The sequence below is a fragment of the Lysobacter solisilvae genome, assembly GCF_016613535.2.
Taxonomy (GTDB): domain Bacteria; phylum Pseudomonadota; class Gammaproteobacteria; order Xanthomonadales; family Xanthomonadaceae; genus Agrilutibacter; species Agrilutibacter solisilvae.
In genome coordinates this window covers 3,363,553-3,378,917 of the sequence record NZ_CP071518.1, presented here as the reverse complement: position 1 = coordinate 3,378,917, position 15,365 = coordinate 3,363,553, and the positions used below count along the sequence as shown (strand labels likewise).

Below are 15,365 nucleotides of genomic sequence, written 5' to 3'. Positions count from 1 at the left end.
CGGACGAGCGGAGCGGCCGGGCCCGTCGGGTCGCGACCCGACGGGCTGTTCTGAATCAGTCAGATGCGGTGCGCGCGGTCGGATGGCGGTGCCGCTGTTTCCCGACCGCACGACCGATGCGGCGGCACTCAAGAACCGTCCGGAAACCAGGCCGAGACCCGCGGGCCCCGGCAGCGGGAGGCCTCAGCGCCGCTGTGCCACGCCGCGCGCGGGAACGACGCTGTCGCGACCCGCACGCAGCGCGCCGCCCTTGGCCGGCGTGCGCGCCGCCGCATATTTCGACAGCGCGATGGGCATGTGCAGCTTCGGCAGCACCTGGTTCTCGTACCAGCCGCGGTTCGGGCTCAGCCGCAGCTGGCCGAAGCGCCAGCTGCCATCGGCCGGCTGGCTGCTGTTGTCCAGCGTGATCGTGATCTGCCCGACCTGCCCGGGCTTGAGCACCAGCACGTGCGGGGTCACCTTGCCCGGGATGCCTTCCAGCTGCAGCAGCCAGGAATGCTTGAGCGACATGGTGTTGCGCACGCGCCGCACGAAGGTGCAGGTCCCGGGGCAATGGTCCTTCTCGATGCTCGCCACGTTCAGCCGCGAGGGATCGCCACCCGTGTTGGGATTGGCCATCTGGAAGTTGGCGGACGTCTCGTCCAGCACCAGCGTCGAGCGCGCGGCCAGGTCGACCTGCACGCGGCCGGCGCCGCCCGCCCACGCATTCGCCGGCGTCACGCCGTCTTCGTTGAGCACGCTCTGGCGGGACGTCAGCATCAGCGCCGACTTCATCTCCGACGGCGTCCAGGTCGGACGCAGTTGCCGCAGCAGCGCGCCGGCGCCGGCGACGTGCGGCGAGGCCATGGAGGTGCCGCTCATCATTCCGATGGCCTGCTCGTAGCCGGTGAGGGTCGTGCCGGCGAAGGCAGCCAGGATGGCCACGCCGGGGGCCGCCACGTCGGGCTTGAGCACGGACGCGCCGGGCCCGCGCGAACTGAAGGCGGCGAGGGCGTCGACGGTGTTCGGGCTGGCGGTGGCGGGGTAGGGCACGCCCGCCGTCATGCCGCCGCGCGCCACGCTGAAATCACGCAGCGCATTGCCGTTGGCGCGCGAGACGATGAAGGCCGGAATCGTGGCGGTGGTGCCTGCCACGGTGGGCACCATGGCCGCGTCCTCGTGATTGGCGAACACCACCGCGGTGGCGCCGGCAGCCTGCGCGTTCTCGAGCTTCTGGCTGAAGTAACAGGTGCCGCGCCGGATCAGCGCGACCCGGCCGGTAAAGGTTCCGGCCGCATACGGCGCGCAGCCGTCGCTGGTGCCGTCGAAGCCCGCGTTCTCCGCGCTGCCGGCAATCAGCTTCAGCGCCGTGCCCGCGGCGATGGCCGCACGCAGGTCGGTGCCGCCGGCTGCGGGGACCAGGGGCACGGCCTTGAGCGCATCGGGCACGACCCCCGGTCCATTGACCGCGAGGCGGAAGTCGAAGGAGGCGCGGCCGTGCTGCGCCGCGGCCACCGTGGTGATCCAGGGCTCCCGGCGCGACAGCGTGTTGGGCGTGGGTCCTTCATTGCCCGCCGAGCCGGCGACGAACACGCCGGCGGCGACGGCGTTGAGCAGGGCCAGGGATTCGGCCGTGTTCGAGGGCAGCGTGCCGCCGGAGAAGGACAGGTTGATCACGTCGGCCACGCCGTCGGCCACCACTTGGTTCACCGCCGCCACCATCGCCTCGCTCGGGGCCCAGCAGGTGTTTTCCGTCAGGTCGGTGTAGCAGATGTCCAGCGCGATCAGGTTCGCGTGCGGGGCCACGCCCGAGATCCGCAGCGGCACGCCCAGGTAGCTGATGTCACGCACGCTGCCCGCCGCGGTCGAGGCTACGTGGGTGCCGTGCGAATGCGTGTCGCCGAAGCCGGGTTCCTCGCGGGCATTGGGGTCGGTGCAGGGCGAGGTCATGCTGATCGGGTCCTGCGCGTTGCAGACGAAGTCGTAGCCGCCGATCAGCTTGGCGTTGCAGCGGCCGTAGTCGGGACCGCCCGGCGCGCAGGTGCCCAGGTACTGCCCGGCGCCCAGTGGATTGACCACGGTGTAGCCGTCCGCGCCACGCGCGGCGAAGGACGGGCTGCCCCAGTTGATGCCCGAGTCGAGCACGGCCACGACCACACCTTCGCCCTTGGCGCGCTGCACCGTCGCGCCGACGGTGTCACGCACGCCGGTATTCCAGACGATCTCCGAACCGATCAGCCGCGGGCCGACGTCGGTGTGCGCGCGCCGCAGGCGCGAGGCTTCCACCATCGCCACGCCCGGCTGGCGCCGCAGCACGGCCGCCTCGCGATCCGTCAGCGCCACGGTGACGCCGTTGACCGCGTGCTGCATGCGCCGGGTCACCCGCAGCGGGCGGCCGATCGCCTGTTCCAGCTGCACCAGGCGCTCGCCCTGTAGGCGCTGCAGCTGTTTCACATAGGCCCGCGCCGGCGCGCTCTTGGGATCGAGCCGGCCGCCGGGGGCCGTCCGCGGCGAGCCCAGCGCCTTGCTGCCCTGGAAGGTCGCCAGTGGCACCTCGCGGAAGAACACCAGGTGCACGCGCCGAGGACCCCGATCGGGCAGGCCGGCCTGGCGGGTCGGAACCCGTGCGGTTGAACCGCGCTCGCCGGAAGTCCGGGGTGCGACCGCGGCCTGCGCGGCGGCCCCGCGTGACGAGGCCTGGCCCGGTTCCGGCGCCACGCGGATCGCGCCCCACAACGCCGCGGCTCCGGCCACGGTCAACATGGAAACCTGCAGGGCACTCAGTCGGGCGAAGGGCATGGCGTGGCAGTTCGGGAATCAGATGCGCCATCGAACCGGAAGCCACGCCCCATGTAAAGCGACCGCGATCTGAATCATCCAGCCGCGCCACCGGCAACAGTCAGCAGCGGTAGGCCCTGGACGCGCCGCGGCGCGCTGCGACCTCCGGAGCAGGCAGCCGCCGTAGCCCCGGCAAGCGAAGCGCGCCGGGAATGCCCCTTCCCCCGTTCTACGGGGGAAGGTTGGGATGGGGGCAGCCGATCGCCGCGGAGCCCCATAGCCCGGCTAAGCAAAGCACCGCGCCACCGGCAACCATCAGCAGCGGTAGGCCACGAACGCGCCGCGGCGCGCTGCGAACTCCCAGGCGGACAGCCGGGACCCCGCAGCGCCCCTCAGCTCTTCCCGTCAAACAACTCCCGCCCGATCAGCATCCGGCGGATCTCGTTCGTCCCCGCGCCGATCGCGTACAGCTTCGCGTCGCGCAGGATCCGCCCGGTGTCGAATTCATTGATGTAGCCATTGCCGCCCAGCGCCTGGATGCCTTCCAGCGCGACCTGCACCGCCGCTTCGGACGCGTGCAGCAGGCAGGAAGCCGCGTCGATCCGGCTCTTGTGCCCGCCGTCGAAATCCCGCGCCACCTGGTAGGCGAACGCGCGCGAGGACTGCAGCGACGTATACATGTCGGCGATCTTGCCCTGCATCAGCCCGAAGCAGCCGATCGCCTGGTTGAACTGCTTGCGCTCGCGCACGTAGGGCAGGGCGATGTCGAGCGCGGCCTGCATCAGGCCCAGCGGGCCGCCGGTCAGCACCAGCCGCTCGGTGTTGAGGCCCGACATCAGCACCTTGACGCCGTTGTGGACCTCGCCCAGCACGTTCTCCACCGGGATCGCGCAGTCCTCGAACACCAGTTCGCAGGTGTTGGAGCCGCGCATGCCCAGCTTGTCCAGCTTCTGCGCGGTCGAGAACCCCTTCATGCCCTTCTCGACGATGAAGGCGGTCATGCACTTGCTGCCCGCCTCCTTGCCGGCGGTGCGCATGTAGACCACCAGCACGTCGGCCTCGGGGCCATTGGTGATCCACATCTTGTTGCCGTTGGCGATCCACGTGTCGCCCTTGAGTTCCGCGCGGCAGGACATCGAGCCCACCACGTCCGAACCCGCGCCCGGCTCGCTCATCGCCAGCGCGCCCTTCCACTCGCCCGTGCACAGCTTGGGCAGGTACTTCGCGCGCTGCGCGTCGTTGCCGTTGGCGTACAGGTTGCTCACGCACAGGTTGGAATGTGCGCCGTAGGACAGGCCCACCGAACCCGATGCCCGCGAGATCTCCTCCATCGCCACCAGGTGCGCCAGGTAGCCCATCTCGCTGCCGCCGTACTCGCCCGGCACCGTCATGCCCAGCAGGCCCATCTCGCCCAGCTTCGGCCACAGGTCCTGCGGGAAGACGTTGTCGTGGTCGATCTGCGCGGCCCGCGGCGCGATCTCGGCGTCCGCGAAACGGCGCACGGCATCGCGCAGGGCGTCGAGTTCTTCACCGAGGGGGAACGGGCGCATGGGTGTCCTTGCAGGGGCGGGAGCGGGGAACCGGGAACCGGAAACGGGGTAGCCACCGCCGTAGCGGGACTCCGATTCTATCGCGCCGGGCGAAACCGACGATGCGGTATGGAATCAGCGCCGCGGCGGCGGAGCTGGGACGCGCCGCGTCGCGCTGCGAACAGCGGAACTGCAGCGCGTAGCCCGGGCTAGGGCCTGCAAAGCTCCCTCCCCTGCGTAGCGGGGGAGGGTTGGGGAAGGGGCGGACGGTCGCCGGTATCGGGATGGAGGAGCCGGTCTTTCGCTTGCTTCGACGACGCGGCGATCGTCGGCCCCCATCCCAACCTTCCCCCGCGGAGCGGGGGAAGGGGCCAAAGCGCGGAGGTTCCCGCCTTCGCGGGAACGACGGCTTGGGAAACCCAGGCCGCGGGAGCATCGCCCGCAAAAAGAAAACGCCCGGCAAGCCGGGCGTCTTCAATTCTTTCCAAATCCCCGCATCCCCACTGGTGGAGAGCCCCCTTGAGTCAAGGGGGCGCCGCGACAGCGGCGGGGATGTGGCGCGTTGGCGGGGGCCCAAAGTTTCGCACCGCGAAACTTTGGGATTAATCGCGTCGCAGACGCGATTAATGCCCGCGGATTCGCCCCTGGAACCGCGGCTGCGCCCGGCCCAGCGGCAGCTTCAGCTTGCCGATGGCGCTGATGCGCTCCTCGGCCAGGCGGTCGGCGGCGCGGTAGGTCGGGATGCCGTCACGCTCGGCAATCTCGAAGATGCGCGCGAGGTTGTGGTAGATCGTCCGCATCATGCGCATGGCGCGTTCGCGGTTGTAGCCGTCGATCTCCAGCGACACGTTCATCACGCCGCCCGCGTTCACCGCGTAATCCGGGGCGTACAGGATGCCGCGCTTCTGCACTTCGTCGCCGATGGCGTTGTTGGCCAGCTGGTTGTTGGCCGCGCCGCAGATGATCTTGGCCTTCAGGCGGGGCAGGGTCTGCTCGTTGACGGTGCCGCCCAGCGCGCAGGGCGAGTACACGTCGGCCGGCACGTCGTAGATCTCGTCCAGGCCCACGGCTTCCACGCCGTACTCGGACACGGCCTTGTCGACCAGGCCCTTGTTGATGTCGGTCGCGAAGATCTTGGCGCCGCGTTCCTTCAGCAGCTTCACGAACTCCATGCCCACGTGGCCCAGGCCCTGCACGGAGTAGGAATACTTGCCCACTTCCTCATCGCCGAAACGCTTGTTGAGCGTGGCCATCAGGCCCTGCAGCGTGCCGTAGGCGGTGAACGGCGAGGGATCGCCCGAACCGCCGTGCACCTGGTGCACGCCGGTCACGTATTCGGTTTCACGGTAGACATATTCCATGTCGTTGACGTCGATGCCGACGTCCTCGGCCGTGATGTAACGGCCGCCCAGCGACTCCACGAACTGGCCGAAGGCGCGGAACAGCGCCTCGGACTTGTCGGTGGCCGGGTCGCCGATGATCACCGCCTTGCCGCCGCCGATGTTCAGGCCCGCCACCGCGTTCTTGTAGGTCATGCCGCGCGACAGGCGCAGCACGTCATTGAGCGCGTCGGCCTCGGTCTTGTACGGCCACATGCGCGTACCGCCCAGGGCCGGGCCCAGCACGGTGTTGTGGATGGCGATGATGGCCTTCAGGCCCGCATCCTTGTTGTGGCAGAACACGACCTGCTCATGGCCGTAGGTGTCGAGGGTTTCGAAAATCATCGGTTGCTCCGGTCGACAATCGCGCTGCGCTGGCAGGCGACGCCAACAAGGTGATGTAAGTCGTTGAGTGGGCTGGGAACTGCGGCGGGATATGCGGCCAGAAGGGCCTCCGCAGGCGGCGTAGTCTACGCCAATCGCCCCGGAGCGGCCCGTGCCGGGGCTGGCGACACCCGGGCCGCGATGGATACCGCGGCGTATGCAAAGGTGAATGGGGGAACTGCTTTGTCGGTCCCGGGCGCGTCTCTAATTGCCGTCATCCCCGCGAAGGCGGGAAGGGCTCCTCAACAGCGAAGCTGGTCATCCATGGACGTTCGTGCAGGGCCGAACACGCTGCGGGCACGCTCAATGAGAGCAAACGCGACCTTCGCTTGAACACACCGCGACCGTCGCCCCCACCCCAACCCTCCCCCGCGAAGCGGGGGAGGGGGCCACCGCTAAAGCTGCGACTCAATCGGCAACCACCCCACCACCCTTGCCACCGCGCGCTGCATCTTTCCCGTATCCGGCTCGCGCCGCACCAGCACCGGCGGCGCGGCGGCGCGATCCAGCCAGCCGATGCCGCCGCCCGGCCGCTCGTACACCCAGTAACTCAGCGCCGGCCCCGACAGCCGTCGGTATTCCTCGCGCAGCGCCGCGCCGATGGCCGGGTCGTCGAACACCACGCCCATCTCGGTATTGAGGTCGGCCGACCGCGGATCCAGGTTGAACGAACCCACGAACCCGCGCGTGTCGTCCACCACGAACGCCTTGGTATGCAGGCTCGCGCCGCTGCTGCCGAACACGCCCGCCGTCTCCGGGCGGCCGACCGCGCGGATCTCGTACAGCCGCACGCCCGCCGCCAGCAGCGCCGGCCGGTAGCCCGCATACGCGCTGTGCACCGCCGGCACGTCGTTGGCCGCCAGCGAATTGGTGATCACGCCCACGTGCGCGCCGCGCGCGGCCAGCTTGCCCAGCCCCTGGGTGCCGAAGTCGCCGGGCACGAAGTAGGGCGAGATCAGCAGCGCCTTGTGCCGGGTGGTGCCCAGCAGCTTCACCAGCCGCTCGACCATCCAGCCCCGGCGATCGTCGTCCTTCCACTTCAGCGGCGGGTCCGCCACCACCTGGATGCCCGTGCTCCAGTGCGGCCGCAGCCGCTGCTGCGTGTAGGCGCGCACCTGCTCGGAGGCATCCACGCGCTCCAGGTACATCCGCGCCGCCGGGCTCTCGGCCTCGGCCGCGACGGTCGCCACCATGGCGGCCATGTCGGCCGCGGCCTTCTCGCTCAGCGCCACGATTGGCACGGCCGCCGCGCTGTTCCAGTACGCGTCGAACACCCCGCTGGCCTGCGCCACCGCCGGCCCCATCAGCACCATGTCCAGGTCGCGGAAGTTGGTCTCCTCGCCCGCGGCGAAATACTCCACGCCGATGTTGCGCCCGCCCACCACCGCCATGCGGTTGTCGGCGATCCACGCCTTGTTGTGCATGCGGTGGTTCACGCTGACCAGCCGCTGCACCAGCTCCAGCACGCGGCCCACGCCGCCGCGGTTGCGGAAGGGGTTGTAGAGCCGGATCTCCACGTTGGGATGCGCGTCCAGCGTCAGCAGGCCCGGGTCCAGGCCCTCGGCATTCATGTCGTCCAGCAGCATGCGCACGCGCACGCCGCGCTCGGCGGCCAGCCAGGCCTCGCGCGCCAGCATCCGCCCGGCGATGTCGTCGTGCCAGATGTAGTACTGCAGGTCCAGGCTGCGCCCGGCCCGCCGCGCCGAGATCGCCCGCGCCGCGAACGCATCCAGCCCGTCGGGCACCAGGATCGCGCCGCTCCTGCCCGGATGCTGCGCGAGCAAGGCACCGACCTCGCGATCGAGCAGCGTCTGCGCCGCCTGCACCGGCAGCGCATGGCTGGGCGCACCGGTGGCCGGCGGCGTGAGGTGGTCGGCCAGCACCCAGCCGCTGAGGAACAGCACCAGCAGGCCCGCCAGTACCCACGCCAGCACCCGTCGTATCCGCATGCGATCTCCCCGTTGACCAGCCTTCGGCTGTTGAAGGCCGCGGGGGGAGTATTCACGCGTGGGGGGGCGCGGGTCCACCCGTGAGAGGACCGCGGGCGGGAGTGCAGGTTGACCTCTTGCATGACGGTCTCTGCACGAACGTCCATGGATCCCCGCCTTCGCGGGGATGACGGTTTCAAAGGGGATGACGGCCTCAAGCAAGCTGCCATCTTCACGAAGGCCGGTTATCAATCAGACCGTCATCCCCGCGAAGGCGGGGATCCATGGACGGTGTTGACCTCATCAATCCCCCCCAAAGCCCCCCCCACGCCCCACCCGCTACAATTCACCCAACCCGCTTTCCGTATTGAGTGCCCCCCATGAGCACCCCCGCCAGCAACCTCCCGCAGGCCCAGGCCGAGTCCTCGCCGCTGCGTTTCGTCACCGCCGCCAGCCTGTTCGACGGCCACGACGCCGCCATCAACATCATGCGCAGGCTGATCCAGGGGCAGGGCGCCGAAGTCATCCATCTGGGCCACAACCGCTCGGTCGAGGACGTCGTCCGCGCCGCGCTGCAGGAGGACGCCGACGCCATCGCCCTGTCCAGCTACCAGGGCGGCCACGTCGAGTACTTCAAGTACATGGTCGACATGCTCAAGGAGCGCAACGCCTCCCACATCCGCGTCTTCGGCGGCGGCGGCGGCACCATCACCCCGGAGGAAATCCGCGAACTGCAGGCCTACGGCGTGGAGCGCATCTACCACCCCAACGACGGCATGCACATGGGCCTGGTGTCCATGATCGAGGACGTCGTCCGCCGCGCCGAGGGCGCGCGCCTGCCGGTCGACAAGCCCCACCAGGTCGCCTTCGACAACGAGATCGAGATCGGCCGCATGCTCTCGGCCATCGAAGAGAGCGCCCTGGAGGAGTCCGAGCTCGCCCACCTGCGCAAGGAATGGCAGCTGGCCGGCGGCAAGACCCCGGTCGTGGGCATCACCGGCACCGGCGGCGCCGGCAAGTCCTCGGTCACCGACGAACTGCTCAACCGCTTCCTGGCCAGCTTCCCGGAGATGCGCATCGCCGTCATCTCCGTCGACCCCACCCGCCGCCGCACCGGCGGCGCGCTGCTGGGCGACCGCATCCGCATGAACTCGCTGCGCTCTTCGCGCGTGTTCATGCGCTCCATGGCCACCCGCCGCCAGCACGCGGCGACCAATGTCGTCCTCAAGGACTGCATCGCCTTCCTCAAGTCGCTGGGCTACGACCTGGTCATCGTCGAGACCGCCGGCATCGGCCAGTCCGACTCGGAGATCGTCGACCTGGTCGATTTCCCCATGTACGTCATGACCAGCGACTTCGGCGCCCCCAGCCAGCTGGAAAAGATCGACATGCTCGACTACGCCGAGCTGGTGGTCCTCAACAAGTTCGACAAGCGCGGCGCCGAAGACGCCCTGCGCGACGTGCGCAAGCAGTGGAAGCGCAACCGCGTGGCCTTCGCCACCAAGGACGAGGACGTCCCCGTCTACCCCACCATCGCCAGCCAGTTCAACGACCCCGGCATCAGCTGGATGTTCGCCAACCTGTGCCGCCTGCTGCGCGAGAAGCTCGGCAAGACGGGGCAGGGCGACCAGCCCGAGGGCGCCAAGCCCTTCGGCACCGCCCACTGCGATTACCAGCCCGTCATCGACACCTCCCTCAAGGAACCCCGCGCCACCGTCCTGATCCCCGGCGCCCGCGTCCGCTACCTGGCCGAAATCGCCGAACAGGGCCGCGGCATCAACGCCAAGATCGAAAGCCAGGCGGAGATCGCCGACCGGGCGCAGAGTTACTGGCAGTCGCTGCGGGATCTGGGGGACGACAAGCTGCCGAAGGCCCTGGACCTCTACGGCGCCGATGATCTGCTCGTCGTCCCCGCGAACGCGGGGACCCAGCGACTTCCTTCGGACAGCGACAAGGCACTGGATTCCCGCGTTCGCGGGAATGACGAAAGTGGGGTCCGCGGGAATGACGGGGCGGGTGTAGACCGCACCCTCCTAACCCTCCGCCAGCGCTACAACGACGCCATCCAGTCCCTCACCTCCGACGCCCTCAAGCTCCTGCGCGACTGGCCGCAGCGCCTGAAGTCCATCGTCGACGAGTTCACCGAGTACCAGGTCCGCGACAAGACCATCCGCGTCGAGAACTACCGCGAGTCCCTGTCGCACCAGAAGATCCCCAAGATCGCCGCCCCCACCTACAAGAGCTGGGGCGAGCTGCTGACCTTCCTGCAGAAGGAAAACCTGCCCGGCTACTACCCCTACACCGGCGGCGTCTACCCCTACCGCCGCACCGGCGAAGACCCGATCCGCATGTTCGCCGGCGAAGGCACGCCCGAGCGCACCAACCGCCGCTTCCATTACCTGTCCGTCGGCCAGCCGGCCGCGCGCCTGTCCACCGCCTTCGACAGCGTCACCCTGTACGGCGAAGACCCCGCCGTGCGCCCGGACATCTTCGGCAAGATCGGCAACTCCGGCGTCAACATCGCCACCCTGGACGACATGAAGAAGCTGTACTCGGGCTTCGACCTGTGCGCGCCCAGTACCTCGGTGTCGATGACCATCAACGGCCCGGCCCCGATCATCCTGTCGATGTTCATGAACACCGCCATCGACCAGCAGGTCGAGAAGTACCTGCGCGCCGACCAGGCCCGCTGGGACGAGGCGCACAACAGGATCGAAGCGATGTTCGAGGGCCGCCAGCGCCCCGAATACAGCGGCATGCTGCCCGAGACCAACGACGGCCTCGGCCTGGGCCTGCTGGGCGTCACCGGCGACCAGGTCGTCGACGCCGAGACCTACGCCAAGATCAAGGCCCACACCCTGGCCACCGTGCGCGGCACCGTGCAGGCCGACATCCTGAAAGAAGACCAGGCCCAGAACACCTGCATCTTCAGCACCGAGTTCGCCCTGCGCATGATGGGCGACATCCAGCAGTACTTCGTGGACAACAACGTCCGCAACTTCTACTCGGTGTCCATCAGCGGCTACCACATCGCCGAAGCCGGCGCGAACCCGATCAGCCAGCTCGCCTTCACCCTGTCCAACGGCTTCACCATCGTCGAGTACTACCTCGCTCGTGGCATGAAGATCGACGACTTCGCGCCCAACCTGTCGTTCTTCTTCAGCAACGGCATGGACCCGGAATACACCGTCATCGGGCGCGTCGCCCGCCGCATCTGGGCCCGCGCCATGCGCGAGCGCTACGGCGCCTCCAGCCGCAGCCAGATGATGAAGTACCACATCCAGACCAGCGGCCGCTCCCTGCACGCGCAGGAGATCCAGTTCAACGACATCCGCACCACCCTGCAGGCCCTGTACGCCCTGTTCGACAACTGCAACAGCCTGCACACCAACGCCTACGACGAAGCCATCACCACGCCGACCGAGGAAAGCGTGCGCCGCGCCGTGGCCATCCAGATGATCATCAACAAGGAACTGGGCCTCAACTTCAACGAGAACCCCTGGCAGGGCAGCTTCATCGTCGACAAGCTCACCGACATCGTCGAGGAAGCCGTCTACAAGGAGTTCGAAGCCATCAGCGAGCGCGGCGGCGTGCTCGGCGCCATGGACACCATGTACCAGCGCGGCAAGATCCAGGAAGAGTCGCTCTATTACGAGCACAAGAAGCACGACGGCTCGCTGCCCCTGATCGGCGTCAACACCTTCCTGCCCAAGGACCACGGCGGCGACATCGTCACCGAGATCGAGCTGATCCGCAGCACGGAAGGGGAGAAGGGGCAGCAGATCCAGAACGTCGCGGGGTATCAGGGCAATCGCAATGGTTACGCAGCTGAAGGGTTAAGGCAGCTGCAGGCGACGGCGCGGGAGCGGCGGAATGTGTTTGCCAGCCTGATGGAGGCGGTGAAGACGCACAGCTTGGGGCAGATTAGTCATGCGCTTTATGACGTTGGTGGGGAATACCGGCGGAATATGTAGCTCGGATTCCCTCTTCTTGAGACCGCGAGGGCCTGCCATTGGTAGGCCCTTTTTTTTGGAAGGCATTTGCACTTTGCCCCCTGAGTCAATTAGCGTCTGAAGATGAGGCGTCGATCATGCGTGCATGAAGAGTGGTTGGTTGCCAGGTAGTAATTTGAAGGAAAGGGGGGGGTGAATGAGCTTGCTGCTGATCCATTTGACGGATGCGCATCTCGACGAGGATTCGATCGATTTCGTGAGCCGAGCTGAGGCGATTGTAGATTCTGCTCTGTCGCCCATCGTTGAAGTGTCGGAAGTTCACGTGGTTTTCTCCGGTGATATGGCGAACAAGAGGGCGCCTGAGGACTTTCAAGTTGTTAGAGACCTTCTGAAGCGTGTCAAAGCTCGGGTGCATGAAAGGCTCGGTATCGAGGCGGCAATCCTGGTATCAGCGGGCAACCATGACTGTGACTTCTCAGGTGATCAAACCGTAAGGGATGCCCTACTAAGTGTGGCGCGGAATAAGCCACATGAAATGTCTCCGTTAATCCTGGAGCAGATTGCGAAGCCATTGGACAGCTTCTTTGACTTGCAAAGAGACCTTGGGCCCACATTCATGAGTGCGGACAAGTGGGGCGCAGTCGCAGAGTTCCCCGATGTCGCCGTTCGCTATGTGCTGCTGAACTCGTCTGTGATGTCCACGATCAGGGAAGACCCTGGGAAGCTATTTGTGCCGTTGCCGGAATTGGATTCAAAAGACGGGATGAAGACCTTCCTCGTCATGCACCATCCGTACGGTTGGTTGATGCCGGACAATGCCCGCGAACTGGCTCAACACGCATCCATGTTGGGTGACCTGTTCCTGATGGGGCACGAGCATGAGCTGTGGGCTCAACAGGTCAACGACATCTACGACGATTCGGCAATTACCTACTTGCGAGGGCACGCTTTGCGTGACTCGTCAGACTCTCAGAATAGTGCCTTTCAGACGGTTCTGGTTGACAGGAAGCTTGGATTCTTGCCCCGGTCCTATCGTTGGAAGGATGGAGCCTACGAGGCGTGGGTAGAGAAGTCGAGGGACGAGTATTTGCCCTGGCCTGTGTCCAACGGTTCAAGAAAGATCTCGATATCGACGGAGGGGCTCCGCTACTTGAACAGTGCCGGGGCCAACTACACCCATCGCAGGAAAGAGGTTGTGACACTACAAGACATCTTTGTATGGCCAAACCTCAAGCGCGTAAATCCCGAGAAAGATACTGGAAACATTGTCGCGGACGGCCTTGCGGAAAAGGGAGACGCACTCGCTGAGTTGACTGGATTGCCCGCAGTCTGCGTTGTCAAGGGCGGGGAACAGTCCGGTAAGTCGGCTCTCGCCAAGATGCTAGCGATCCAATTGAGCAAGCGCGGCGTCTATCCGCTGCTCCTGAACGCGGCGACGATTACGTCGTGGCGCCCCAGCGGGCTTGAAGATCGAGTTGACGGGGCGATCGATCTGCTTTACGGAAAGCGTTGGCGCGCCGAGTACAAGAAATTGGATCCGAAGGAAAAGGTCCTTCTGATCGATGATTTCGATCTTCTGCATTCGGACGGGTGTCTGCAGGGGTTGCGGGCGCTCCGGCAGCAGTTTGGACGGATCTATCTGGTGATCGATTCCAATCCTGGAATGGAACTTGCTCTGAGCGAGTTCCTTTCGGATGAGAACTTTGTTGACTCGGCAGCTTTCGAGATTCTTCCGTCCACCCACCATCATCGCCTGGAGATCATTGAGCGCTGGTTGATGATTGGGAATGAGACATCACACGGACTCGAGGAGATCAAGCTAACCGCCGTCAAGCTTTTGAAGATTGTTGATGAGACCCTTGGGAGAAACTTGATTCCGGCGGCTCCCGTATTTGTACTCATCATTCTTCAACGGGCAGAGCTTGCACAAGATTTGAGTACGGTGGTGAAGAGTGGTTCCCATGGGTTCCTTTACGAATCCTTGATCACGCAGGCGCTCAGCGGAAGAGTTTCGTTGTGCAACGCCATAACTTCCATGACGTACCTGACAGCATTGGCGTCCCTCTTTGAATTGGGCAACGTCCAAGGAGGTTGAGCAGGCTGATTTTGAAGCGTTCCATGTTGAGCATTGTCAGAGGTACAACCTGCGGTTGCCCATGGGCTCGCTTCAGGCGCAACTCGTAGAGGCGGACATTCTAGAAGATCGCGGTGGGCGCGTCCGTTTCAAATATCCGTACCACTACTACTATTTCTTAGCCAGAAGTATTTCCCAGCGAAGTTGGGGTGAGCTTGAGCCGCGGGTTGACTTGTTGGTGAGGTCAATTCATACGGAGAGGAGTGCCAACGTACTGTTATTCCTCGCGCACCTTAAGCGCGACCCAAGAGTTGCAGAAAAGATCATCGACAGTGCGACGCAGATGTTCAGGGATCTCCCGGAAGCTGACCTTTTCGAAGTAAGTCCTGTGCTTGACAAGTTCAAGCCTATGGAAATCCGTCAAATTTTGGTGGAAGGCGCGCGCGAGTTTCAGCTTGAGCAGCGCGCGCTTGATGAAAAGGATCATGAGGCCGCGTCGCAGGAAATTGAGAAGGTCGCGGAAGCTAGGCTCCGCTCCCGAATTGATGATGCGGTATTGATGAATGCGGCGTTCAAGACTCTTCAAGTCTTGGGCCAGGTGCTGCGAAATCACGCGGGCGAGATCGAGCGAGATGACAAGCATGCAATGGCCGATACATGCGTAGGGCTTGGCCTGCGCGTACTGTCGTTCTTGTACCGCATGGTTGGGTCCCACGGCGAAGAGATGTTGAAATTTCGCGGCCTGCAGATAAAGGCCGAAAGGGGGAGCATGAACGACTCGGAATTGGCTGAGGAATTGGAGTCATACTTGCCATCGATGATGTCATCATTGACCGTTGGTACCCTTATCAAGATTGCCAACGCGATAGGATCGGAGGAGTTGTCACCTACGCTCGATGATGTCCTTCGTGGCGTGAATACGCGAAAGCTACTTAGGCTGATAGCCCATCTCGAGCATTTTTCGGATTTTCCGAAAAAGGAACTCTTAGATTTTGAGGAAGACGCTCTTCAGCGTGGTCCGGTACTCCCAAATTCCGTGCTTCGGCGTTTCCTTATTCGTCGGTTCTACCTCTTTCCGGTGCGTGAGGAACTCAAGCGTGCGGTGCTGGACCGCTTTAAGATCAAGGCGTTGCCTTTCCAGTTCCTGGAGCAGAAGCGCCTTCCTAAGCCAGGGTAATAAGGGCGGGGTCTGAAAATCACGGTCGCGAGCATGTGCCACTGATTCGTACACGTGATTCGCGGCCATTTCAGGCTCGGCGCGGACCGCTTCCCGTGGATCAGTGCCAGAACAGGAGCGGGGTCGACTTAAGCAGGGGATCGGTCCCGAGTCGCCATTGGTTAATGCATCGCAACATGGAATG

The 15,365-nt window shown here is 65.2% G+C and carries 7 protein-coding genes; 3 read left to right on the top strand and 4 right to left on the bottom strand.

Annotated elements, in window-relative coordinates; translation table 11 throughout:
• Positions 1-183: 183 nt before the first annotated feature.
• The 4 genes from I8J32_RS14865 to I8J32_RS14850 form a co-directional block, all read right to left on the bottom strand.
• Positions 184-2,778, bottom strand: a complete 2,595-nt coding sequence (locus tag I8J32_RS14865) for a S8 family serine peptidase (protein WP_207526649.1) — start codon at positions 2,776-2,778, stop codon at positions 184-186.
• 371 nt (positions 2,779-3,149) lie between these two features.
• The gene (locus I8J32_RS14860; RefSeq protein ID WP_200615884.1) at positions 3,150-4,307 is read right to left on the bottom strand and encodes an isovaleryl-CoA dehydrogenase; all 1,158 of its coding nucleotides are present in this window, start codon (positions 4,305-4,307) and stop codon (positions 3,150-3,152) included.
• A 602-nt stretch (positions 4,308-4,909) separates the two neighbouring features.
• A complete protein-coding gene (locus I8J32_RS14855) occupies positions 4,910-6,010 on the bottom strand; it encodes a Glu/Leu/Phe/Val dehydrogenase (RefSeq protein ID WP_200615883.1) in 1,101 nt (366 codons plus the stop codon).
• A 434-nt stretch (positions 6,011-6,444) separates the two neighbouring features.
• Positions 6,445-7,998, bottom strand: coding sequence for a phospholipase D family protein (locus tag I8J32_RS14850; protein WP_200615881.1), 1,554 nt, complete (start codon positions 7,996-7,998; stop codon positions 6,445-6,447).
• Between the two features lie 359 nt (positions 7,999-8,357).
• Here I8J32_RS14850 and I8J32_RS14845 point away from each other — a divergent pair, with 359 nt between their 5' ends.
• From I8J32_RS14845 to I8J32_RS14835, 3 genes are all read left to right on the top strand, one after another.
• A complete protein-coding gene (locus I8J32_RS14845) occupies positions 8,358-11,951 on the top strand; it encodes a methylmalonyl-CoA mutase family protein (protein ID WP_200615880.1) in 3,594 nt (1,197 codons plus the stop codon).
• A 175-nt stretch (positions 11,952-12,126) separates the two neighbouring features.
• Positions 12,127-14,025 (top strand): hypothetical protein, encoded by a 1,899-nt coding sequence (locus I8J32_RS14840; protein WP_207526648.1) that lies wholly within the window; start codon positions 12,127-12,129, stop codon positions 14,023-14,025.
• The gene (locus I8J32_RS14835) at positions 13,997-15,181 is read left to right on the top strand and encodes an STAND family AAA ATPase (protein WP_207526647.1); all 1,185 of its coding nucleotides are present in this window, start codon (positions 13,997-13,999) and stop codon (positions 15,179-15,181) included. The genes I8J32_RS14840 and I8J32_RS14835 overlap by 29 nt, the downstream gene beginning before the upstream one ends.
• Positions 15,182-15,365 lie beyond the last annotated feature (184 nt).